Genomic DNA, 21,698 nt, shown 5'->3' with positions numbered 1-21,698 from the left:
GCGATCCGTGTCACCGACGGGGAGAGCGGCGGGTGTGGGAGCGGCGGGGAAACAGCGAGAACCGAAACGACCGATCGGAGGGCGTATCAGCCGCGATAGCGCCGGCGACACCGATTTACCGCGCCACAACATTCACAGCATCATGAACGACAAGCCGAGCGGAGGGGAAACAGCGGGGTCGATGGGGGACGGGACCGGCGTCACGCGGCGGCGCCTGCTCGCCGGCGGCGCGGCCGTCGCCGTCGCGGGACTGGCGGGCTGTCTGGGCACCCGCGACGGGCCGGTGCCGGAGCCGACGGTGACGAGCGACCGGATCGACGACGGGTGGCGGCTCCTCGACGAGTCGGAGAGCACGGTGTTCGAGCAGTCGTACGGCCCGGTGACGGTGACCGCGCTCGAACACACGCTGATCTACGAGTACGTCTCGGTCGCCGAGGCGCTGTCGGAGACGTTCGGCGCGAGCGGGTCGCCGGTCGTCTTCTTCGCCACCCGGATCGACGTCCGGCCGGCGATCGACAGCCTCCCGGCGGACGTCGGGCGGGACCGGCTGATGTCCGAGGTCGAGACGGCCGCTGTCGACGCGTTCCGGTCGCAGCTGAACGCGAGCGGGATCGAGAACGTCGAGATCGTCGATCAGGGGACGAGCACGGTGGAGACCGGTCACACCGCGACGACGTGGAAGCTGGCGGGCGAGTTCGCCTTCGAGGGCGAGGCCCCGCTTCCGGACGGGTCGACGACGAGCCTCAGCGAGACCGTCGAGATCGAATCGCGGCTGGGCGTCTGGCACGACGGCACCGACGTGCTCGTCGCCGGCGGAGCGTACCCGGCGGAGCCGCTCACGCGGGTGATCGACGACTCTCTCCCGAGCGTGATAGACGCCGAGACCTTCCTCGAAGAGACGGCCGACGAGGAGACGAGAGCGGCGCTCGCGACCGAACCCGCCGCCTTCGACGAGGAGATCTCGGCGCTGCTCGTCTCGGTGGAGTGAGCGGTCGTAGCGGCTGCGGCCCGGGCAGCGCCGCGGTTCGCGGTTCCCGGCGTTGTCCGAACCGACCGGTTTAATCGGCGCCCGCGGCTCTGCTTCGGTATGAGTCAGTTTCCTTCCTTCGAGGTGATCCCCGCCGTCGACGTGCAGGACGGCGAGGTCGTCCAGCTGGTCGGCGGCGAGCGCGGCACGGGCAAGCGCTACGGCGACCCCGTCGAGGCCGCCGAGCGCTGGATCGAGGCGGGCGCCGAGACGCTCCACCTCGTCGACCTCGACGGGGCGTTCGAGGGCGAGCGCGTCAACGCCGACGCGATCGAGGCGGTCATCGAGAGCGTACCGGACGAGGTCGGGCTCCAGCTCGGCGGCGGCATCCGGGCCGCCGAGGGCGCGCGCGACCTCCTCGATCTGGGGCTCGACCGCGTGATCTTGGGCACCGCGGCGGTCGAGACGCCCGAGATCGTCACCGAGATCGACGAGACGCATCCCGGCAGCGTCGTGGTCAGCCTCGACGCGAAGGACGGCGAGGTCGTCGTGAGCGGGTGGACCGAGGGGACCGGTCTCGACCCCGCCGAGGCGGCCGCGCGCTACGAGGAGCTGGGTGCGGGCGCGATCCTCTTCACCAACGTCGACGTGGAGGGGCAGTTAGAGGGGATCGACCGCGGGGCGGTCGAGAGCGTGGTCGACGCGGTCGACATCCCCGTGATCGCCTCCGGCGGCGTGGCGGCGATCGACGACGTGGTGGACCTGAAGGAGGCAGGCGCGACCGCGGTCGTCGTGGGGACCGCGCTGTACGAAGGGCGGTTCACGCTGCGGGAGGCGCAGGCGGCCGCAGACGGGGCCTGACCGTCGAACTCCGGAGAGGCGACGCTCCTCCCGGCGTCGACTACTCCTCCGGGCGCTCGCGCTGAACGACTAACACCGGGCCGAGGAAGCGCTCGGCCACCAGTTCCGACGGCATCCCGAAGACGAACGTGGTGACCGACGGATCGGTTTCGCCCATCACGACCGCGTCGTGCGACTCGGCTCGACCCGCGATGGCGTCGATCGAGGCGTCAGCGTCCTCCACGAGCGTCTCGATCCTGTCGAGATCGATCCCGCGCTCGACGAGGTCGGTTTTGACCCCGTTCAGGAACGACTCCCCGTCGTCGAGGGACTCGCCCTCGTCGAGGACGTGATACAGTGTCACATCGACGCCCGCGTCGGCGAACAGCCCGGCGACGAGCCGGACGTTTCGCCCGACGCCGATCGTGCCGCGGAGCGCGACGAGCACCGAGTCGACGCGCTCAGTGCTGTTCGGGACAAGGACCGCGAGACAGTCGTACTCGTAGATGAGCCGGTCGATCGTGGTCTCTTTGTCGTGAGTGAACACGAGCCGCGTCTCGACGTCGGAACCGGCCTCGGCGAGACGGTCGGCGAACTCACCGAGTTTCGACATCGCCGTCTCGCCGAACTGCTCGCGCGCCTGTTCGGCCGCGGTCTGCTCGGGTATCACGTGATATCCGAGCAGCACGACGCGGGCGTTCGCGAGGAGCTCCGGAGTGCCGGGCGGGGGCGACTCCCCTTCCAACACCTCCAGCGGGACCAACACCGAGGGTCGGTCGGTCTCGGCCCCTTCTCCGGTCGCGGCACCTTCTCCGACTTCGGGCTGTTCCCCTCCGTCTTCCGCGGGTGTCTCGGTCATCAGAAGTCACCTTTGAGTTCGACGTCGGTCGCGTAGTACCGGTACCAGCCGTAGGCCGCGATCATGACGGCGGCGCCGACACCGATCGACGCCGACTGCATGAACGCGATGAGCGCGAAGCTCGCGAGCCCGCCGACGCCGGCGACCGCGAACCCGGCCGGACAGCGGAACGACGGGTCGTACCAGGCCGGGTCCTCTCGGCGGAGCTTGATCAGTGCGACGCAGATCAGCCCGTACATCACGAGGTGGAGGAACGAGGCGACCTCCGCGAGTAGCGCCACCTGTCCGGTCGCGGCCAACACGACGATCGGACCGCCGGCGAGCCCGAGGGCGACGTGCGGGGTGCCGTACGCGAGGTTGAGTCGGCTCGCGGTCTCGGGGATGACCCCGTCGCGGCTCACCGCGTACACCGCGCGGGAGGCGCTGAGGATCGACGCGTTCGCGCTGGAGAACGTCGCCAACAGCCCGGCGACGACGATCGCCAGCGCCCCCGGGAGCCCGACGAACGACCGGGCGACCTCGACCATCGCGGTCTCTCCGAACTCGCCGAGGCGAGCGCTCCCGAACGCGCTCGTCGCGACGAAGATCGTGACGACGTAGAAGACGCCGACGAGGAGCACGGAGCCGACCATCGCCAGCGGCAGGTTCCGGCTCGGCTCCGTGATGTCCCCCGCGACGGTCGCGACCTGCGCGAATCCGAGGTAGGAGGTGAAGACGAGCGCCGCCGTCTGGAGCACCGGCAGCGCCCCGCCGGGCGGGAAGAAGCGCTCCGGCACGCGCTCGGCGCCGAACACGCCGAGCGCGTCGAGCGAGCCGTAGCTTAAAAAGAGCGTGAGGATGACTAAGAGGAGGATCACGATCCCGTTCTGGAGCGCCGCGGTGTTCTCGGTCCCGAACAGGCTGAGGGCCGTGAGCCCGACGCCGAACGCGACGCCGAGGGGAACCGCCGGGTCGATCGGGAGCGCGATCCCCGCTTCGAGGAACACCTGTCCGGCGTAGCTGCCGAGTCCGACGAGGTAGAACGCGGCGGCGAACACGAGCCCGAGCCAGAGCCCGAGCCCGACGACCGCGCCGGCGGCGCTGCCGAGCCCGCGCGAGATGAAGAAGTACCCGCCGCCGCTGCGCGGCATCGCCGTGGCGAGCTCCGACGCCGGCAGCGCGACGAGCAGGGCGATCACCGCCCCGATCGCGAACGAGAGCGACGCCGCCGGGCCGGCGTTCTCGGCCGCAAGCCCCGGGAACACGAAGATCCCCGCGCCGATCATCGTTCCCACGCCGATCGCGAGGCCGCCGACGAGGCCGATCGTCCGTTCGAGCTCCCCTTCCCCGGTGTCGGCGTCGACGACGGCGGCGAGCGCGTCGGGGACATCGCCGCCGGCCGGTGAGACGGCGGCGCCGGACTCCGTCGCTGTCGGCGGGCCGGGCGAGTCGGGGGATTCGGAGTCGGTCATTCCGTGTGCGAACGACTCCCGGACGCGGCAAATATCCACCGCCGGCCGGGGGCGTCGCCCGACACACCCACAACCGCCTTAAGAATCCGCCGCGACGGGCCGGTATGAGCGACCACGAGCGCGCGGCCGCCGTCTCGCGGGAGACCGGCGAGACGACGATCGACCTCACCCTCGCCGTCGACGGCGACGGCGACAGCGAGGTCGACACCGGGATCGGCTTCTTCGACCACATGCTGACGTCGTTCGCCAAGCACGGCCTCTTCGACCTGACGGTCGACTGCGACGGCGACCTCGAGATCGACGACCACCACACGGTCGAGGACGTGGCGATCTGTCTCGGGCAGGCGTTCGACGAGGCGCTCGGCGACAAGCGCGGCATCCGGCGATACGCCGACCGGCGCGTCCCCCTCGACGAGGCGGTCGCCGGCGTCGTCGTCGACGTGGCGGGCCGGCCGTACTACGAGTTCGAGGGCGAGTTCTCCCAGGAGTCGGTCGGGGAGTTCACGAGCGTCATGGCCGACCACTTCGCGCTCTCGCTCGCACACAACGCCGGCCTGACGCTCCACGCCGCGGTCGAAACGGGCGACAACGCTCACCACGAGGTGGAGGCCCTGTTCAAGGCGCTCGCGCGGGCGCTCGACGACGCGACGCGGCTCGACGGGCGCCGCAGCGACACGCCGAGTACGAAGGGCGAGCTGTAGGCGGGGAGGCGGCCGCCGAGCCGCCCGCAACGGCGTTCCGACGGTTTAAATCGGGTCGGGACCCACCCTCCACCAATGCAACCGAGTTCGCTCTCCGGGCTCCCCGCGGGCGTCGGCGAGGCGCTCGAAGCGGAGGGCGTCGCGGAGCTGTATCCCCCCCAAGAGGCCGCCGTCGAGGCCGGCGTCGCCGACGGCGAGAGCCTCGTGGCCGCGGTCCCGACCGCCTCCGGAAAGACCCTGATCGCCGAGCTCGCCATGCTCTCCGCGGTCGAGCGCGGCGGGAAGGCCCTCTACATCGTCCCGCTGCGCGCGCTCGCCAGCGAGAAGAAGACCGAGTTCGAGCGCTGGGAGGAGTTCGGCGTCACGGTCGGCGTCTCCACCGGCAACTACGAGTCGGACGGCGAGTGGCTGGCGACCCGCGACATCATCGTCGCCACCTCGGAGAAGGTCGACTCGCTCATCCGCAACGGCGCGCCGTGGATCGACGACCTCACCTGCGTCGTGAGCGACGAGGTCCACCTCGTCGACGACCCGAACCGCGGCCCGACCCTCGAGGTGACCCTCGCGAAGCTCCGGCGGGTGAACCCCGGGCTCCAGACGGTCGCGCTCTCGGCGACCGTCGGCAACGCCGACGTGATCGCCGACTGGCTCGACGCCGAGCTGGTCGAGTCCGACTGGCGCCCCATCGACCTCCGGATGGGCGTCCACTTCGGCAACGCGATCGACTTCGCGGACGGGAGCAAGCGGGAGGTCCCCGTCGAGCGCGGCGAGGACCAGACCGCCCGGCTCGTCGCCGACGCGCTCGACACCGAGGAGGACGGGCAGGGCGGCTCCTCGCTCGTCTTCGTCAACTCCCGACGCAACGCCGAGTCGTCGGCGCGGAAGCTCACCGACGTGACCGGCCCCCGGCTCACCGACGAGGAGTGCGATAAACTCCGCGAGCTCGCCGAGGAGATCCGGTCCGGCTCCGACACCGACACCGCCTCTGACCTCGCGGACGCGGTCGAGCGGGGGTCGGCCTTCCACCACGCGGGGCTCCGGAGCGAGGACCGAGCCCGCGTCGAGGACGCGTTCCGCGACCGGCTGATCAAGTGCATCTCCGCGACGCCCACGCTGGCCGCCGGCGTCAACACCCCCGCCCGCCGGGTGATCGTCCGCGACTGGCGCCGGTACGACGGGGAGTTCGGCGGGATGAAGCCCCTCGACGTGCTGGAGGTCCACCAGATGTGCGGGCGCGCGGGGCGCCCCGGACTCGACCCGTACGGCGAGGCGGTGTTGCTCGCGAACGACGCGGACACGAAAGAGGAGCTGTTCGAGCGGTACCTCTGGGCCGACCCCGAGCCGGTCCGCTCGAAGCTCGCGGCGGAACCCGCGCTCCGAACCCACGTGCTCGCCACCGTCGCCTCCGGCTTCGCCTCCACGCGCGACGGGCTGCTCTCCTTCCTCGACAACACCCTCTACGCGACCCAGACCGACGACGAGGGGCGGCTCGCGGCCGTCACCGACACCGTCCTCGACTACCTCGCCGTCAACGGCTTCATCGAGCGCGACCGCGACGGCGGGAGCGAGGGCCTGACCGCGACCGGCATCGGTCACACCGTCTCGCGGCTCTACCTCGACCCGATGAGCGCGGCCGAGATGATCGACGGGCTCCGGTCGGTCGCTCGGGACGCCGACGGCGCGGCCGCGCGCGCCGAGGGAGAAGACGGCGAGTTCGTCAGGACCGGTGACGACGGCAACGAGCCCGGGTTCGGGACGTACACGCGGCCCGGCGATGACGAGTCGACGGCAGGCGACGACGGGGAGAGAACGGAGGCGTCCGACGACGCCGAGGCCTCGGCCCCCGAAGTCACCCCCCTCGGCCTCTACCACCTCGTCAGCCGCACCCCCGACATGTACGAGCTCTACCTGAAGTCGGGAGACCGCGAGGAGTACACCGAGCTCTGCTACGAGCGCGAGGCGGAGTTCCTCGGCGACGTGCCCTCCGAGTACGAGGACGTGCGCTTCGAGGACTGGCTCGCCTCGCTGAAGACGGCCCGCCTGCTGGAGGACTGGGCCAACGAGGTCGACGAGGACCGCATCACGGAGCGGTACGGCGTCGGCCCCGGCGACATCCGCGGGAAGGTCGACACCGCCGAGTGGCTGCTGCGCGCGGCCGAGACCCTCGCGCGCGACGTGGAGGGCGTCGACGGCGACGTCGTCGTCGCGGTCCGCGAGGCTCGGAAGCGCATCGAGTACGGCGTCCGCGAGGAGCTGCTCGATCTGGCCGGCGTCCGCAACGTCGGCCGAAAGCGCGCCCGGCGGTTGTTCGAGGCCGGGATCGAGACCCGCGCCGACCTCCGGGAGGCCGACAAGGCGGTCGTCCTCGGCGCGCTCCGCGGCCGCGAGCGCACCGCCGAGCGGATCCTCGAACATGCCGGCCGCGAGGACCCCTCGATGGACGACGTGCGACCGGACAAGTCGGCCTCCGCGGCCGCGACCGCCGGCTCCGCGAGCGACGAGGACGGCGAGGGACAGGCGAGCCTGGGTGATTTCCGATGAGCGACGGCGACGCCGGAGCCGACGGCGGGCTCCTCTCCCCGCCGACTCCGCCTCACCGTCTGGTCGCGGGCACCGCCGCCATCGACGACCTCGACGCGTTCCTCGCGTCGCTCGACGAGATCGCGGCGGAGACGGGCGCGGTCGTACAGGCGTTCGACGCGGAGCTGGTCGTCTCGGCCGCGCACCTCCGGGAGGCGACCCGCCTCGCCGCCCGCGCGATCGCCCGCGGCGAGGCCGTCGCCCGCGATCCGGGCGTCGAGGTCATGCTGTACGCGGCCGGCAGACGTCAGATCGACCGCGCGTTCACGCTCGGCGTCGAGGAGGGAGAACAGCGCGCGGTCGTCCTCGTCGCGGACTTCGGAGCGGTTCCGAGCGCGGATCGGCCCGACGCGGACCTCGACGCGGCCGTCGCGTCGGTGAGGGATCTGCTCGTGTCGCCGGCGGGACCCGTCGATGACGGCGAGTTCGATCCCGCGTTCGACGCGGAACGAGTCCGGGAGTTCTACGACATCGGCGAGCGCGAAATCGCGGCGACCGCCGGTGACCTCCCCGACATCGTCCGCGAACGCGTCGCGCTTCTCGACGTCGAGAAGTAGGAGCCGAACCCCTTTACTTCGATTGGAAAACGCAGTACGTGGCGGCGGTTTCGTTCCAGTAGAAATTTCGACTCCAACCGAAACGGAGGGCGAGAGTGGGACGCGGCTCCGACGGCGGGCGGATCGGCGAATCGGACGAAAATCGACCGGAGCGAACCGCGAGAATAGTCCATCCTGGATTCGAACCAGGGTCGTTGCCCCCAGAAGGCAACAGGATTGGCCACTACCCCAATGGACTGTGCGCACTCACCGATAGCCAGTGGGTCTTTGTAAGCGTTGCGCGTCGCCGGCCCTCTGGTACGCGTTCACAGTCGATCGGAAGCGAATCGGGGGGAGTGTGAGGAGGCGGGGGAGCGGCCCCGTGCGAATCCGATCGCCGAACGTGCGCATATCGATGCGCTTTAGCCGGTCGGATAGCCACGAACCTGTATGTACGTCGGACGATTCGTCGTCGTCGCTCCCGGTATCGGCGCCTACCGCGTCTCCTCGCGCTCGTTCCCGAACCGTCGCGTCACCGATCGGGACGGGACGCTCACGGTCGGACCCACCCCGGACGCTCCCGACACGGACAACCCGTACGTCTCGTACAACTGCGCGCGCGCGGTCCGGACGCCGACCGACGAGCCGCTGGCCGTCGTCGGCAACGGCTCGCACGTCGACCCGATCGCGGAGAAGCTCGAACTGGGGTACCCCGCCCGCGACGCGCTGGCAACGCCTCTGCTCGCGCTCGACTTCGAGAAGGACGACTACGACACGCCCCGGATCGCCGGCGTCGTCGGCGCCGAGACCGCGACGATCGGGGTCGTCCGCCGCGACGGGCTCGCGGTCGAGGCCGTCGACGAGCCCACCATCGTCGCCACCTACGAGACGGACAGCCCCGAGTCGTACGAGTTCGCGGCGGCGGACGCCGAGACGCCCGACGCCGCGGCGGCCGCGACCGAGGTCCTCGGCGCCGACTTCGAACACCCGGTGTGCGCCGCGGGCGCGACCGTCGACGCCGACGGCGCGACGCTGGCGTTCGACAACGACGCGGAGTGACGGAACCCCGGGCTTCCGACGGCGTTCCGGCTCCCGACGCGTTTCGAGCTCGTCAGTTGACACGCGGAGAGGGCAGGCGAGAGGAACGGACCGAGGAGCGACGCTTACTCCAGGTCGTCCGGGTCGAACGAGTCGATCGCGGCGTGGACGCCCTCCACCCACTCGTCTAGGGCGTCGTGGAGGCGCTCTTTCGCCTCCGGGACCGGGATCGCGGTGTACTGGTAGACGTAGCCGCCCGAGTCGAGCAAGCGGCGGCGGCGCTCGACGAGCCCCTTCTCCCGCAGCGTCGACAGCGACCGGTTCACGTTCGACCGGTCCCGATCGAGGGTCTCGGCGAGCTCGGCGACGGTGCTCCCCGGATGATCGAGCAGCGTCAGGTACGTGCGGCTCTCGTGGTCCCGGACGCCGAACACGCAGGAGAGCACGTGCTCGAAGGAGGGAGACACGTCGCCGACGAGGTCCTCGATCTCGCGATCGCTCATAGGTGCCGTTCGGCGGCGCTCGGGTTAAAAGTCGCCATCCGCCCCGCGTGATGGCGGTGTCGAGATGTCGGTCGGCGGCGATCAGTCGTCGCCCGCGGCGTATCCCATCCGACGGATACACCCGCGCATCCCCGACTCGTCGCTGTGGCGGTGGAGGTTCGTCGGCGTGTCGCAGTGGTAGGTCTCGCCGTCGTACCGGAGCACGACCTCGTGGTCGCCGCCGGCGACTTCGACGTCGACGAGGATCCGCTGTCCGTCGTTGAGGGCGTCGATTATCTCGTCGACCGACAGCTCGCCGGCCGCCACCCGGAGTACCTCGGTCATTGGCGTTCGTTCGCGGCTCCGCGAGTTAAGTTCGGGGTGTTCGAGCCGACGGTTCGGGGTGTTCGAGCCGACGGTTCGGGGTGTTCGAGCCGACGGTTCGGGGTGTTCGAGCCGACGGAACGGGATCAGGGTCAGGTCATCGTCGAGTCCGGACCGCCCTCCTCCTCCGGTGGCTCGACTCCCTCGGCGGCGGCCACGTCCTCGGTCCGCTTCTCGGCCTCGACGTGCCAGCGGTCGATCTCGGACTCGTACTCCGCGAGGATGTCGCTCACCTCGTCTTTCAGCTCGTCGTCGTTGACGTTCACCTCGAAGACGAACGTCTCGCCGCCCTCGCCGCGGCCGACCTCCTGGATGTTGGCGCTGACGAGCTCGTTGTCGAAGTAGTACGGCGCCATCTGGGTCATCACCTTCCGGTACACCGTGTCCTCGACCTTCCGGAGCGCCTTGCGGCTCGCCGAGTCGGCCGCGCGGGCGACGTGACCGATCGACTCGCCCCAGCTCTCCATCGCGCTCTCGGTGTCGTTCTCCTCGACCTTCTCGTAGGACTCTGTGAGCTTCTCTCCGGCCGTCTGAAGGTCCTCACCGGGCGATTTCCCGGCCTGTTCGCCCTCGCCCTCGCCGACGGACGCCTGTTCGGCAGTCTTCTCTGACACGTCCTCGTCGATACGCTCGTGGGACTTCGGACGCCAGTCGTCGAACTCGTAGAACGCGTCGCCGTCGGCGCCCGTCTCCCGGAGCGCCAAGGCGATCCGCTCGCCGTGTTCGACGACATCGCCCCAGTCCCCGCGCACCTTGAAGCCGGAGATGCTCTCTTCCATCGCTTGCCCCCGCTATGACACGAACGCGTATAAGTCTCCCCGACGCGGCGTGAACCGCTACTTCCCGTACGAGAGCCGGCGGCCGAACGCGTCGATCCGGTCTTTCAGATCGCTGAGGAACCCCGCCGGCGACACCCGTCGAATCGACGACTCGTCGACCTCGATGCGCTCGCCGGCGAACGGATCGCGCTCGGCGCGCTCCTCCGGGTCCCGGTCCCCGCTCACCGCGCCCACGACGGTCGACATCGAACACCGACCGCACGCCTCCGCTTTGATCTCCTGGTCGTGGGCGTCCTGCGCCCGCGCCGTTTGAGTTCGGGCCTCCGGGTCAGTCATGTGTGTTCGTGCCGCGTGTAGGCGTTCCACGGTGTTAAAACCGCCTCTCACCTCCGGTACCGCCTCGCGTCCGGTCTCGGTCCCCTCGGACGGACCCCGACGACCTTTTACTCGCTCCGTGGAACGAGTTCACATGGGATATCGCGTCGTCGACACGGAGTCGGTCGAGCCGGAGCCCGACCGCCCCTGCGAGTGCCGGAAGCTCGCTGGCCCCGGGGGGCTCGAAGCGGCGGCGATCAACCGCTTCCGCGCGGAGCCGGGCGAGCAGCTCCCGCTGGCGTACCACTACCACGAGACCCAACAGGAGGCGTTCTACGTGCTCGACGGGACCCTCGCGGTGGAGACGCCGGACGGGACCTACGAGGTGCCCGCGGACGACCTGTTCGTCGTCGATCCGGAGAGCCCCCAGCGGGCGTACAACCCCGCGGACGCCGACCGACCGGTGACCGTGCTCGCGATCGGGGCGCCGCCGGCCGACGACGACGCGGTCGCGTACGATCCGACCGATGAGTGACGCTGCCGGCAGCGACGACCGCCGCGACCCCGAGGAGCTCCCGGCCGAGATCCGCGAGGCGGTCCCCGACTACGACGACGAGTACCTCGACCGCGTCTCCGACCGGCTGATGTACAGCTACGACCTCGACCGCGACGTCGTCGCCGACGGCGAACGCTTCGATCTCACCGCCGAGATGCGGGTGCGGAACCAGAAGCAGTTCCTCCATCCGGCGTTGAGCTACGCGGACCACGACCTGATGGAGTACGTCTTCGCTCGTCGCGTGTCGACGCCGAGCGTCGGCGAACTGGAGCGACTGGTCGAGTTCGCCCACGACGTCGCCGAGAAGCGGATCGACGGCCACGAAGAACACTACGGCACCGACATCACCGTCGCGCTCGTCGCCGACCGAATCCCGGACGACGTCGCCGCGTTCGTCGACGGGTTCCGCGACCGGACCCTCCTGAAGTTCGGGTACTACGGCCACTACGAGGTGAACCTCGTCGCGGTCGCGCCCGACCGCGAGGAGATCGTCGCCAGCGAGAACGCCGACACCGCCGCGGCCTTCCGCCTGTGGGAGCGGGTCGACCCGCCGAACGAGGGGTTCTTCTCGCGGTTCGCCAAGCGGTTCTGGCGCTGATCGCCGCGTTTTGACCGCGCTCGCGCGAAAAATCTCGTGGAGACCGCCCGGACGAGAGCGACGCTCAGTCGTCGCTCGGTTCGGCCGCCGGTTCGCTCCCGCCCCGCACGGTCGTGATGTTGTCGTAGCCGATCCGCACCAGCGACAGCGCGAGATAGATGAGTACGAACGCGAGCGCCATCTGGACGACGGCGGAGATCTGTCCGGCGAGCGCGGTGACGTTCCCCAGAATGAGCTTCTGGTAGAGGTTGTCCCACAGCGCCACCCACGACAGCCCGAGCACGGTGATCGTCACCATGATCGTCATCGGGACGCCGGTCGAGACGAGCTGTTTGGACTCGTCCCAGTTGGCGAGCCAGACGGTGCCGGCCAGCAGCGCCAGCGCCGCGAGTAGCTGGTTCGCGCCGCCGAACAGCGCCCACAGCGTCACCCACTCGCCGGAGATGACCAGCAGGTACGCGACGAGCGACTGGACGACGGGGTTCGTGTACCGGCCCTTCGCGACGCTGCCGAGGTCGGTCGAGAGGCCCGTGGTCGTCCCGCTGCCGCGAGTCCCGACGATCTCTTCCATCATGTACCGACCGAGCCGCGCGGCGGTGTCGGTCGAGGTGAGCAGGAAGCTCACGAGCACGAGCGCCATGAACGGGGCGCCGTACGCCTGCGGGATCCCGAGACTGGTGAGGATGATCCCGCCGCCGGTCGCGAAGTTTGGCAGCGCGCCGCCGATGCCGCCGCCCGCGGCCGCCGTGGTCGCGCCGGCCACCGCGAGCGTCGAGATCGCGACCGCCGCGAGGAGTCCCTCACCGAGCATACCGCCGTAGCCGATGAGGCGGGCGTCGCTCTCCTTGTTCAGCTGTTTGGCCGTCGTCCCCGACGACACGAGCGAGTGGAAGCCGCTGATGGTCCCGCAGGCGATCGTCACGAACAGGATGGGGAACAGCGGCGTGATCCCCCGCGTGTCGATGGCCAGGTCGCTCCCGAAGAAGCCCATGTAGGCCCCGATGGAGGGGTCGATGGTCAACGGCTGGGCGGAGGTACCGAGGAGGGTGCCGACGATGATCGCCACCAGCGCCCCGCCGACGCCCGAGTACAGCAGGAACGACGACAGGTAGTCGCGCGGCTGGAGCAGCACCCACACCGGGAGCGCGCTCGCGAGCGTCGCGTAGATGAGGATCACCGGCACCCACGCCGCGACGTTCGGCTGGAGGATGGCGTCGGTGCTCATCACCGCGCCGGGCAGCCAGGCCCCGTTCCCGAGGAACTCGAAGAGCACGATCGTCCCCGTCGGGTACGTCCCGGCCTCGACCGCCGGGAACAGCGCGAGCGGGTACTGAATACCGAGCCAGACGCCCGCGAACACGCCGGCGACGAACACGACCGTCCCGGGAAGGAACGGCCCGTCGAGCTGGTAGAGGTAGACGCCGAACGCGAACGCGAGCGCGATGTACACCAGGCTCGCGGTCGCGGCGGACGGGAACGCGTTCAACACGATACCCACGACGAGCGCGAACACCGCGACCACGAGGATGATCGTGAGGAACGCGAACCACAGCAGCATGTTTTTGCCGCGCTCGCCGACGTACTCACCGATGATGTACCCGATCGACTTCCCCTCGTGTCGCATCGAACCCGACAGGGAGATGAAGTCGTGAACCGCCCCCATCAGCGGATTGCCGATAGCGACCCACAGCAACGCCGGGACCCACCCCCAGATTGCCCCCGCCGTGATCGGGCCGACGATCGGCGCGCCGCCCGCGATACTCGAGAAGTGATGCCCCAGTAGCACCGGCTTCTTCGCCGGTACGTACTCCTGTCCGTCCTCGTACTTGTGTGCCGGCGTCTCCCGCTCGTCGTCGAGGTCGACGAACTGCGAGAGGTACCGGGAGTACCCCATATACCCCACGGTGAACGTGCCGAGCACAGCAACGACGATCCAAATTACGTTTGTCATAGGTTCCCTCCCTCGTGATATCGATTCACTATCGATCACTTAAACATTATCTTCAACCATGATATATCGGCGAAGACTCCCGCAGAGAAGCGGTTTCACTCGGTCGGTGTCGGTTTATTGCTTATATCAATTAATAAAATACACTGTGGAAGTGAGCGGGCGCTACTGCGCGCGGTCGCGGGTCGGGCCTGCCTTCACCTCGCGGAGTGGGCCTGCCCTCACCGATCGGCGCGCACGGGGTCGTCGACGTGGGACCCGTCCCCATCGTCATCGACGTCCGTCTCGATGTCGAGCGCGGCCGCCACCTCCGCGAGCACGTCGCCGCGCACCTCCCGCGTCCGCGATTCGATCTCGGCGACCAGCGGCGGTTCGAACTCCTCGCGGACCTGATCGAGGCGCTCGCGCTCGGTCGCGACCCTGTTACGGAGGTAGGTTGCCCCCCGCCCCTCCTCGTCGTCGTCCGGCGACGGGGTGAGCTTGTTCGCGACGAGCCCGCGGACGCGCAGGTCGCGCTCGGTGAACCCCTCGATCGCCCGGCCCGTCTCGTTGACCGACAGCTGGTCGGGGTTCAACACGAGGTAAAAGGCGGCGTCGTTCCGCATCGTGTCGCCGGCGAACTCGAAGAACTCCTTTCGGCGCTGTAAGCGTTCCAAGACGGGGTCTCCCTCCATCAGGCGCCGCGGCTCCATGTCGCCGATCGCGGCCTTCTCGAACAGGTCGATCGACTGCTTGCGCTTGTACAGCAGCCGGTCGATCCAGTCGCCGAGGAACTCCGGGAGCCCGAGCAGCCGCAGCGTCGACCCGGTCGGAGCGGTGTCGAAGACGACGCGGTCGTACGGGTCGCTCTCCTCGCGCATCACGCCCACGAACGCGTCGAAGAGGGCGGCCTCGTACGCGCCCGGGGTCCCGTGCGACATCTCCAGCTGGCGGTTGATCTCCGAGACCATCGCCGCCGACACCTGCTCTGAGAGCGACTCGCGGATCTCCTGGAGGTGCCGCTGCATCTCGTCTTCGGGGTCGATCTCCATCGCGTCGAGCCCCTCGATTCCGTCGACCGGCTCCGGGTCGTCGCCGAACCGCTGGTCGAACACGTCGGACACCGAATGCGCGGGGTCGGTGGAGACGACGAGCGTGCGTATCCCCGCGTCCGCACAGCGGTGTGCGTAGGCGCACGAGACGGTGGTTTTCCCGACGCCGCCCTTCCCGCCGAAGAAGACGAACCGCTCCATCAGAAGTGGTACTGCTGGCCCTTTCGTTCGATGAGGCTCTCGCGGTCCCAGAGCCGCCGTTCCCACGCCTCGAACTCGTCTTCGAGGTAGGGGAGCAGCTCCGCGGTGTAGTACGAGACCGGCGAGGGGATCCCGAACGCGTCGGGGAAACACGCGAGCATGAACTCGTCTTCCGTGTCCTCCGCCTCCTTCTCGATCTTCTCGTAGGCCGGATGGGTTATCATCCCGTGGTACAGCCCGCGGAGCCACTCCTCAAGGGCGGCCCGAAAGGCGGCGATCCGATCGGCGACTGTCATGATTCATCGTGATACGCCGGCGGGGTAAAAGCTGTCGCGGACCCGCGGACCGATCAGGCCGAGTTGCCGTCGGCGGCGAGTTCCGCCTGCGCCTCGTCCGCGTCGTCGCCCTCGCCGAGCTCCGGCTGATCGCCGTCGTCGGGGGTCGGCGTGTGGGCGCTCTCACCGACCGCACCCCAGACGAGATACAGCATCGCGACGACCATGAGGAGAGTCATGACGGTCGCGACGATCCCCACCGCGGACACGGACTGGAACATGGTGCGCGGTCCGCGGGCCCGACGTATCAACGTATCGGCTTTCGACGGCCGGACGGGGTCGAACGTCTCTGCGAACCCGTCGCCGCCGAGTTGAAGGGCGCCGCCGACCGAGGGGTTCCATGGACGACCGGATCCCGGTGACCGTGCTCTCGGGAAGCCTCGGCGCCGGCAAGACGACACTGCTGAACCACCTTCTGCGGAACGCCGGCGACCGCGACGTCGCGGTGCTCGTCAACGACATGGGCGACGTGAACGTCGACGCCGAGCTGATCGCCGAGGAGTCCGAGGTCGACGTCGAGGGCGTCACGGAGCTGTCGAACGGCTGTATCTGCTGTGAGCTGCAGGACGACCTCGAAAGCGCCGTGGTCCGGCTCGCGAACGAGCGCTCCTTCGACGCCTTGGTCGTCGAGTCGTCGGGCATCTCCGAACCCGCGCCTGTCGCGCGGCTGTTCACGACCGAGTCCCGCGCGGCGGCCCGCTATCGCGTCGACGCGCTGGTGACCGTGATCGACACGCGACAGTTCCTCGACGCCTTCGCCGGGGCCGAGGCCCCCGAGCGTCGCGTCGCCGCGGACGGCGACGAGGAGGACCGCCCGCTCTCGGACCTCCTCGTCGAGCAGGTCGAGGTCTCCAACCTCGTGGTGTGTAACAAGGCCGACCTCTGTACCGACGCGGAGATCGACGAAGCGGTCGAGCTCGTGGGCGCGCTCCAGCCCGACGCGGAGACGGTCGTCTCGGAGTTCTCCGCGGTCGACCCCGACCGCATCCTCGACGTCGATCTGTTCGAGGCGAACGCGCTCGGCGACCTGCCGGGGTGGAAGCGGGCGCTGGCCGGGGGACGCGAGGGCGACGACCACGCTCACGGCGATAGCGGCCACCACGACCACGCTCACCGCCACCCCGACGAGGTGTACGGCGTCACCTCCTTCACCTACCGCCGCCGGCGACCGTTCCACCCGGACCGGCTCGCCGCCCTCCTCCGCGACTTCCCGGACGACGTGGTCCGATCGAAGGGGACGCTGTGGGTCGCGGGGACGGACCAGCGCCAGCGGGTCGGGCAGGCCGGGCGGTCGGTCCGCGTCGAGGCGCTCGGCCCCTGGATCGCGAGCCTCCCGGCGGTCGAGCGAGACATGCTACGCTCGAACCGGCCGGCCCTCGACTGGGACGACGAACACGGCGACCGCCTGACGGAGTACGTCGTCATCGGGACCGACATCGACGAGGCGGCGATCCGCGAGCGCCTCGACGACGCGCTCGTCACCGACGCGGAGTGGGCGACCTTCGAGGAGGACGGCGACGAGATCGACGGGGAACTTCCCTTCCCGTCGGAACAGGGCGCGGAGCTGGCGCTCCGCGAGCCCTGAGCCGGGGGCCGAACGGCGGGACGACAGGCGGCGCCCTCAACAGGCGCAGCCCGGCCCGCTCGCGCGCTCGAACCGCATCGACTCGCCGCAGTCGGGACAGGTCGGGGTGCCGTCGCCGTCGCGGTCGAACCCCTCCGCGTCGACCTCGACGTCGCGGACTCGCACGCCGCAGTCGTCACACCAGTACGACCCCTCGGAGCCGTCGTCGCCGGCGGTCCCGGGCGCTCGCTGGGTCGATCCCTCCAGCACGTCGGTCACCGTGTCGAAGAGACCCATGACCGATCGTTCGGAGTGCGGCACCTTACTCTCCCGGTGGTGTGTGAGTGCGACGCACAGCCGCGGAGTCGATCGGTGGCCGGGCGAACGCGGGTCAGAGCAGCGGGAGCGTGAGCGCGACGATCAGGACGCCGAGCCCTATCCCGGCGTACAGCAGCCGCTCGACCCGCGGGCCCGGCGGGAGCGGACCGGCGTCACGCGGCGGGGCACAGCGGACGAGCTGTTGGTAGGCGATCGCGGTCGCGACCGCGAACGCGAGCGTCGACAGCGCCAGCGACGTCGCGAGCGTGAGCCCGTACGAGAGGCCGTAGATCGGGCCGAACGAGAGCGCAAACGCGAACGCGATTCCGCCGGTGACGAGGAACGGAACGGGGTCTACCCGGTCACCGCGGCGGTTGTGAACACGCATCTCGACACCCAGCGGAACCGTACGAGCCGCACGGACAAAGAGCTAAGTGCCGGTCTCCCACGACGTTCCCTATGAGCGAGGAGTCGAAGGGGATGCGCGAGGGCGTCGAGGAGTCGAAAGGGGACCCCCGGCTGATCCTCCTCTTGAACGCAGTCCTGTCCGGATGGTTCGCGTGGACCGTCGTCTGGGGGCTCGACCGGCTCGGCGCGGTCGCGTTCACCGCGGTGAACGTGGGGACGCTCGCGCTGATCGTCTTCGGGGTGACGTACCTCGCGGTGTTGCGGTGAGTCGGTCGCGCCGCCGACCGAGCGAGCCGACGAACCGGCGGGTTTCGTCATCTTTTAAGCCGAACGCGGCGCTTTTTCCGACAATGACGATCGAAGACCGCGACGACGCACACCTCATCACGCACGCGCTGGCGAAGGACACCCTCTCGCGGCTCCGCGACGTCGAGACCGAGCAGGTCGCGTTCCGGAAGGGGCTCGTGAAGCTCGGCCGGATCTGCGGGTACGAGATCATCGACGGCGCGATGGAGACGGAGTACGTCCCGGTGGAGACCCCCTTAGAGGAGACCACCGGCGAGCGCGTGAAGGGGCTCGACGACGTGGTCATCATCAACGTCCTCCGGGCCGCGACCCCGTTCGTCGAGGGGCTCCTCAAGGCGTTCCCGCGCGCGAAGCAGGGCGTCATCTCCGCCGGCCGCGACGAGGAGGCCGGGATGACCGCCGACGGCGAGTTCCCGATCACCATCGACTACGTGAAGCTCCCCGAGATCCGGCCCGAGGACACCGTGATCGTCGCGGACCCGATGCTCGCGACCGGCTCGACGATGTGCGCCGTCCTCGACCACGTCCTCGACGAGGCCGGCGACTTCGAGGACCTGTTCGTCCTCTCGGCGGTCTCCGCGCCCGAGGGGCTCGTGCGCGTGAGCGAGTCAGTCCCCGAGGCCGACCTGCTGACGGTCGCCATCGACGACCGCCTCGACGACGACGGGTTCATCCTCCCCGGCCTCGGCGACGCCGGCGACCGCGCGTTCCGGACGGTCTGAGACGACCGCGGTGACGGAGACGCTCCTCCGCCGCCGACGTACTTTTAAGAACCGCCCGCGCGACCGATCCGTATGAGCGACGCGCCGACGACCGAGCCCTGCGACGGCTGCGGCGACCCCACCACGGACGCGCTCGCGCGCGTCGTCCGGCTGAGCGTCGACCGGGCGAACATCGACACCCAGCGGCTCTGTCCCGACTGTTTCGCTGACTGGATCCAGCGCTACCAGGACCGACTCGGATCCGGCCCCGACGACGGCGACAGCTCCGAGATCATCGTCGACTGAGCGGCCGGAAGCCGGCCGCACTTCTCATCCGCACGGCAACGTCCGTCCCGACCGCCCGTCTTAAGCCGCGGCGGCACGGACGGCGACGTAATGGATCTCGCCATCGACGCCCCGGCCCCGGCGGCGCCCGACTGCGCCGACGACGGGACGTGGCTCGCTTGCATCGAGTGCGACGAGACGTTCGCTCCCTTCGAGGACGTCCGGTACACCTGCGACGAGTGCGACGGCCTGCTCGAAGTCCGCTACGCCGACCCGCCGACCTTCGAGGAGTTCGGCGCGGGCGCTCCCTCCGAGGGCCCCGAACGCGGCGTCTGGCGCTACCGCGAGGCGCTCCCCTTCGACCTCGGCGTGACGCTCCCCGAGGGCGACACCCCGCTCCACCGCGTCCCCCGGATCGAGGAGGCGGTCGGCGTCGACGCGCTCCGGATCAAACACGAGGGGATGAACCCCACCGGATCGTTCAAGGACCGCGGGATGACCGTCGGCGTTCGGGTCGCCGAGGAGCTGGGCGTCGGCGCGCTCGCCTGCGCCTCGACGGGCAACACCTCCGCCGCGCTCGCGGCCTACGGCGGCCGCGGCGGGATGGAGACGCTCGTGCTCCTCCCGGAGGGGAAGGTCGCCGCCGGGAAGATCGCGCAGGCGAGCCTCCACGGTGCCCGAATCCTCGAAGTCGACGGCAACTTCGACGCCTGCCTCGACATCGTCCAGGAGCTGGCCGCCCGCGGCGAGGCGTACCTGCTCAACTCCCTGAACCCGTTCCGCCTAGAGGGCCAGAAGACGATCGGCTTCGAGATCTTAGAGGCGTTCCGCGACGACTACGGCGAGTTCCCGGACCGGATCGTCCTCCCCGTCGGCAACGCGGGCAACACCTCGGCGCTTTATAAAGCGTTCCGCGAGCTGGTCCAGTCGGGCGCGCTCGAAGTCGACGAGGTCCCCAAGCTGACCGGCGTGCAGGCCGAGGGCGCCGCGCCGATGGTCGAGGCGATCGAGGAGGGGAACGACGAGGTCCGGCGCTGGGAGGAGGTCGAGACGCGCGCGACCGCGATCCGCATCGGCAACCCGGTCAACGCGCCGAAGGCCATCCCGGGTATTCGGAACACGGGCGGCACGGCGGTCGCCGTCAGCGACGACGAGATCACCGACGCGCAGCGCGACCTCGCCGAGGAGGGCGTCGGCGTCGAGCCCGCCTCCGCCGCGAGCCTCGCCGGGCTCAGGAAGCTCCGCCGCGAGGGCGTCGTCGAGGACGACGAGCAGGTCGTCTGCCTGACGACGGGGCACCTCTTAAAAGACCCCGACGCCGCCTACGAGGCCGGCGGCGACCCCGAACCCGTCCCGAACGACGTGGACGCGGTCGTCGAACACCTGCGCGACTGATCGACTCGCGCGGCTGGCTCGCGCGGCCGATCGAGTGTGGAACCGCCGCGATCAGTCGCGTGCCCCCGGGAGAATCGGAGCTGTCCGGCGTCCATCGCATTCCCAGCGCGTGGTCGATCCGAGGCGTGAATCCCGCGCCGCGACGGTCTGAAACACGCGGTAACGGAACCCACGCGGTGATCGGCCTCCGGGTGGGTAATACTCGATGGCGTGCGTTAGCTGAGACATACTAATACGACTGGTACCGGTCCGTGCCAAGTATGGGCTCCGTAACCTCACGCCTGTATCGCTGGGGACGGCACCTCGTCGAGTCGTTGAGACTTAAACCAGTGGTACTGCCGCTCTACCGCTGGTGGGGTGGCCTCCAGTACCGATTGGCTGGAGAGACGTACGGGGTCGAAGTCGGAAGCGCCAGCGCGCGATTCCACATCCCGACGCGGAACGAGTGGACGGATTTTCGGACGATCAAAGAACGACCGATCCTCGACCATCTCGTGTCGAACCTGCGTCGCGATGACGTCTTCTACGACGTCGGTGCCAATCTCGGGCTGTACTCGTGTCTCGTGGCGGACGTGGTGACCCGGCCCGTTATCGCGTTCGAGCCCCATCCCGGCAACGCCGACCGGCTCGAAGACAACGCCGATCTCAACGGAGCTGACATCTCCGTCTTCCGGCGTGCGCTCGCCGAGTCGACGGGAGAAGCGGATCTCACGATCACGTTGGACAAGGTCGGGTCGGCCGGCCACACGCTCGTCTCCGACTGGTCCCCGGACCTCGAGTCGATCACGGTTCCGAAGATCCGCGGTGACGAGCTGATCGCCCAGGAGGACCTTCCCCGTCCGACCGTTCTCAAGATCGACGTCGAAGGCGCCGAACAGGCGGTACTCGACGGGTTAGAAGCAACGCTGTCGCGCCCCGACTGCCGGTTAGTGTACTGTGAGACACACGCGGACCGACTCGAAAAACAGGGGAGTTCGGTGGGGAATATCCGTGCCACCCTCGAATCACACGGGTTCTCCGTCACGGAGAAACCCATCCGAGAGGGCAAAGGGGAGTCGATGCTCATCGGTGCGAAATCGAACAGCGCGGACTGAGCCGAACCGGGGTCCGCTGAAAGCGA

26 protein-coding genes are annotated in these 21,698 nt (G+C 69.4%); 14 read left to right on the top strand and 12 right to left on the bottom strand.

What is annotated here, in order from left to right; all coding sequences use genetic code 11:
- Positions 1-142 precede the first annotated feature (142 nt).
- Positions 143-988, top strand: a complete 846-nt coding sequence (locus FGL94_RS15855) for a hypothetical protein (RefSeq protein ID WP_186313434.1) — start codon at positions 143-145, stop codon at positions 986-988.
- 99 nt (positions 989-1,087) lie between these two features.
- Positions 1,088-1,828 carry a 1-(5-phosphoribosyl)-5-[(5-phosphoribosylamino)methylideneamino]imidazole-4-carboxamide isomerase gene (hisA, locus tag FGL94_RS15850; protein ID WP_144927539.1) on the top strand — a complete coding sequence of 247 codons (741 nt, stop codon included), beginning with the start codon at positions 1,088-1,090 and terminating at the stop codon, positions 1,826-1,828.
- Positions 1,829-1,868: 40 nt separating this feature from the next.
- Here hisA and FGL94_RS15845 read toward each other — a convergent pair whose 3' ends face one another.
- Both FGL94_RS15845 and FGL94_RS15840 read right to left on the bottom strand, forming a co-directional pair.
- Positions 1,869-2,666: a universal stress protein gene (locus tag FGL94_RS15845; protein WP_144927536.1), complete on the bottom strand. Its 798-nt coding sequence runs from the start codon at positions 2,664-2,666 to the stop codon at positions 1,869-1,871.
- Positions 2,666-4,117, bottom strand: coding sequence for an APC family permease (locus FGL94_RS15840; protein ID WP_144927534.1), 1,452 nt, complete (start codon positions 4,115-4,117; stop codon positions 2,666-2,668). Before FGL94_RS15840 ends, FGL94_RS15845 begins: the two co-directional genes overlap by 1 nt.
- A 104-nt stretch (positions 4,118-4,221) precedes the next feature.
- On the opposite strand from FGL94_RS15840, the gene hisB reads away from it, so the two are divergent.
- The 4 genes from hisB (at position 4,222) to FGL94_RS15815 (ending at position 8,993) form a co-directional block, all read left to right on the top strand.
- On the top strand, positions 4,222-4,818 hold the full coding sequence (hisB, locus tag FGL94_RS15835) for an imidazoleglycerol-phosphate dehydratase HisB (protein WP_144927530.1): 597 nt from the start codon (positions 4,222-4,224) through the stop codon (positions 4,816-4,818).
- Between the two features lie 75 nt (positions 4,819-4,893).
- Positions 4,894-7,359 carry an ATP-dependent DNA helicase gene (locus tag FGL94_RS15830; RefSeq protein WP_144927527.1) on the top strand — a complete coding sequence of 822 codons (2,466 nt, stop codon included), beginning with the start codon at positions 4,894-4,896 and terminating at the stop codon, positions 7,357-7,359.
- The gene (gene cgi121 / locus FGL94_RS15825; protein ID WP_144927524.1) at positions 7,356-7,955 is read left to right on the top strand and encodes a KEOPS complex subunit Cgi121; all 600 of its coding nucleotides are present in this window, start codon (positions 7,356-7,358) and stop codon (positions 7,953-7,955) included. Before FGL94_RS15830 ends, cgi121 begins: the two co-directional genes overlap by 4 nt.
- Positions 7,956-8,384: 429 nt before the next feature.
- Entirely contained in the window at positions 8,385-8,993 is a 609-nt protein-coding gene (locus FGL94_RS15815; protein ID WP_144927521.1) for an IMP cyclohydrolase, read from the top strand.
- Positions 8,994-9,097: 104 nt separating this feature from the next.
- Here FGL94_RS15815 and FGL94_RS15810 read toward each other — a convergent pair whose 3' ends face one another.
- From FGL94_RS15810 to FGL94_RS15795, 4 genes are all read right to left on the bottom strand, one after another.
- On the bottom strand, positions 9,098-9,475 hold the full coding sequence (locus FGL94_RS15810) for a helix-turn-helix domain-containing protein (RefSeq protein WP_144927518.1): 378 nt from the start codon (positions 9,473-9,475) through the stop codon (positions 9,098-9,100).
- 81 nt (positions 9,476-9,556) lie between these two features.
- Positions 9,557-9,799 carry a hypothetical protein gene (locus FGL94_RS15805; protein ID WP_144927515.1) on the bottom strand — a complete coding sequence of 81 codons (243 nt, stop codon included), beginning with the start codon at positions 9,797-9,799 and terminating at the stop codon, positions 9,557-9,559.
- A 131-nt stretch (positions 9,800-9,930) separates the two neighbouring features.
- The gene (locus FGL94_RS15800) at positions 9,931-10,617 is read right to left on the bottom strand and encodes a DUF5828 family protein (RefSeq protein ID WP_144927511.1); all 687 of its coding nucleotides are present in this window, start codon (positions 10,615-10,617) and stop codon (positions 9,931-9,933) included.
- Positions 10,618-10,674: 57 nt separating this feature from the next.
- Positions 10,675-10,953, bottom strand: coding sequence for a hypothetical protein (locus FGL94_RS15795; protein ID WP_144927508.1), 279 nt, complete (start codon positions 10,951-10,953; stop codon positions 10,675-10,677).
- A 133-nt stretch (positions 10,954-11,086) separates the two neighbouring features.
- On the opposite strand from FGL94_RS15795, the gene FGL94_RS15790 reads away from it, so the two are divergent.
- Together FGL94_RS15790 and FGL94_RS15785 are read left to right on the top strand one after the other, a co-directional pair.
- Positions 11,087-11,467, top strand: a complete 381-nt coding sequence (locus tag FGL94_RS15790; protein ID WP_144927505.1) for a cupin domain-containing protein — start codon at positions 11,087-11,089, stop codon at positions 11,465-11,467.
- Positions 11,460-12,086, top strand: a complete 627-nt coding sequence (locus tag FGL94_RS15785; protein WP_144927502.1) for a hypothetical protein — start codon at positions 11,460-11,462, stop codon at positions 12,084-12,086. Before FGL94_RS15790 ends, FGL94_RS15785 begins: the two co-directional genes overlap by 8 nt.
- Before the next feature lie 64 nt (positions 12,087-12,150).
- Here the strand turns inward: FGL94_RS15785 and FGL94_RS15780 are convergent, their stop codons facing one another.
- The 4 genes from FGL94_RS15780 to FGL94_RS15765 all read right to left on the bottom strand — a co-directional run bounded on the left by FGL94_RS15780 (position 12,151) and on the right by FGL94_RS15765 (position 15,822).
- Positions 12,151-14,037 (bottom strand): carbon starvation CstA family protein, encoded by a 1,887-nt coding sequence (locus tag FGL94_RS15780; RefSeq protein WP_144927499.1) that lies wholly within the window; start codon positions 14,035-14,037, stop codon positions 12,151-12,153.
- A 218-nt stretch (positions 14,038-14,255) separates the two neighbouring features.
- Positions 14,256-15,266, bottom strand: a complete 1,011-nt coding sequence (locus tag FGL94_RS15775) for an ArsA family ATPase (protein ID WP_144927497.1) — start codon at positions 15,264-15,266, stop codon at positions 14,256-14,258.
- Entirely contained in the window at positions 15,266-15,562 is a 297-nt protein-coding gene (locus FGL94_RS15770; RefSeq protein ID WP_144927494.1) for a hypothetical protein, read from the bottom strand. The genes FGL94_RS15775 and FGL94_RS15770 overlap by 1 nt, the downstream gene beginning before the upstream one ends.
- Before the next feature lie 53 nt (positions 15,563-15,615).
- Positions 15,616-15,822 carry a hypothetical protein gene (locus FGL94_RS15765; protein WP_144927491.1) on the bottom strand — a complete coding sequence of 69 codons (207 nt, stop codon included), beginning with the start codon at positions 15,820-15,822 and terminating at the stop codon, positions 15,616-15,618.
- A 119-nt stretch (positions 15,823-15,941) separates the two neighbouring features.
- Between FGL94_RS15765 and FGL94_RS15760 the strand changes: the two genes are divergently transcribed.
- On the top strand, positions 15,942-17,186 hold the full coding sequence (locus FGL94_RS15760) for a CobW family GTP-binding protein (protein WP_144927488.1): 1,245 nt from the start codon (positions 15,942-15,944) through the stop codon (positions 17,184-17,186).
- Positions 17,187-17,222: 36 nt separating this feature from the next.
- Here the strand turns inward: FGL94_RS15760 and FGL94_RS15755 are convergent, their stop codons facing one another.
- Together FGL94_RS15755 and FGL94_RS15750 are read right to left on the bottom strand one after the other, a co-directional pair.
- Positions 17,223-17,462, bottom strand: a complete 240-nt coding sequence (locus tag FGL94_RS15755; protein WP_144927485.1) for a transcription initiation factor IIE subunit alpha family protein — start codon at positions 17,460-17,462, stop codon at positions 17,223-17,225.
- A 94-nt stretch (positions 17,463-17,556) separates the two neighbouring features.
- Positions 17,557-17,871, bottom strand: a complete 315-nt coding sequence (locus FGL94_RS15750) for a hypothetical protein (protein ID WP_144927482.1) — start codon at positions 17,869-17,871, stop codon at positions 17,557-17,559.
- Positions 17,872-17,942: 71 nt separating this feature from the next.
- Between FGL94_RS15750 and FGL94_RS15745 the strand changes: the two genes are divergently transcribed.
- The 5 genes from FGL94_RS15745 to FGL94_RS15725 all read left to right on the top strand — a co-directional run bounded on the left by FGL94_RS15745 (position 17,943) and on the right by FGL94_RS15725 (position 21,672).
- Complete coding sequence (locus FGL94_RS15745) at positions 17,943-18,158, top strand: hypothetical protein (protein ID WP_144927479.1); 216 nt, start codon at positions 17,943-17,945, stop codon at positions 18,156-18,158.
- 83 nt (positions 18,159-18,241) lie between these two features.
- Positions 18,242-18,919, top strand: coding sequence for a uracil phosphoribosyltransferase (upp, locus tag FGL94_RS15740; protein ID WP_144927478.1), 678 nt, complete (start codon positions 18,242-18,244; stop codon positions 18,917-18,919).
- A gap of 72 nt (positions 18,920-18,991) precedes the next feature.
- Positions 18,992-19,204, top strand: a complete 213-nt coding sequence (locus FGL94_RS15735; RefSeq protein ID WP_144927475.1) for a DUF7569 family protein — start codon at positions 18,992-18,994, stop codon at positions 19,202-19,204.
- Between the two features lie 90 nt (positions 19,205-19,294).
- Positions 19,295-20,578, top strand: coding sequence for a threonine synthase (gene thrC, locus FGL94_RS15730; protein ID WP_144927473.1), 1,284 nt, complete (start codon positions 19,295-19,297; stop codon positions 20,576-20,578).
- A gap of 329 nt (positions 20,579-20,907) precedes the next feature.
- Positions 20,908-21,672 (top strand): FkbM family methyltransferase, encoded by a 765-nt coding sequence (locus tag FGL94_RS15725; RefSeq protein WP_206664946.1) that lies wholly within the window; start codon positions 20,908-20,910, stop codon positions 21,670-21,672.
- Positions 21,673-21,698 lie beyond the last annotated feature (26 nt).

The organism is Halorubrum salsamenti (assembly GCF_007671685.1).
Taxonomy (GTDB): domain Archaea; phylum Halobacteriota; class Halobacteria; order Halobacteriales; family Haloferacaceae; genus Halorubrum; species Halorubrum salsamenti.
The sequence above is the reverse complement of the archived record's forward strand: the minus strand, read 5'-3'. Positions and strand labels throughout refer to the sequence as shown.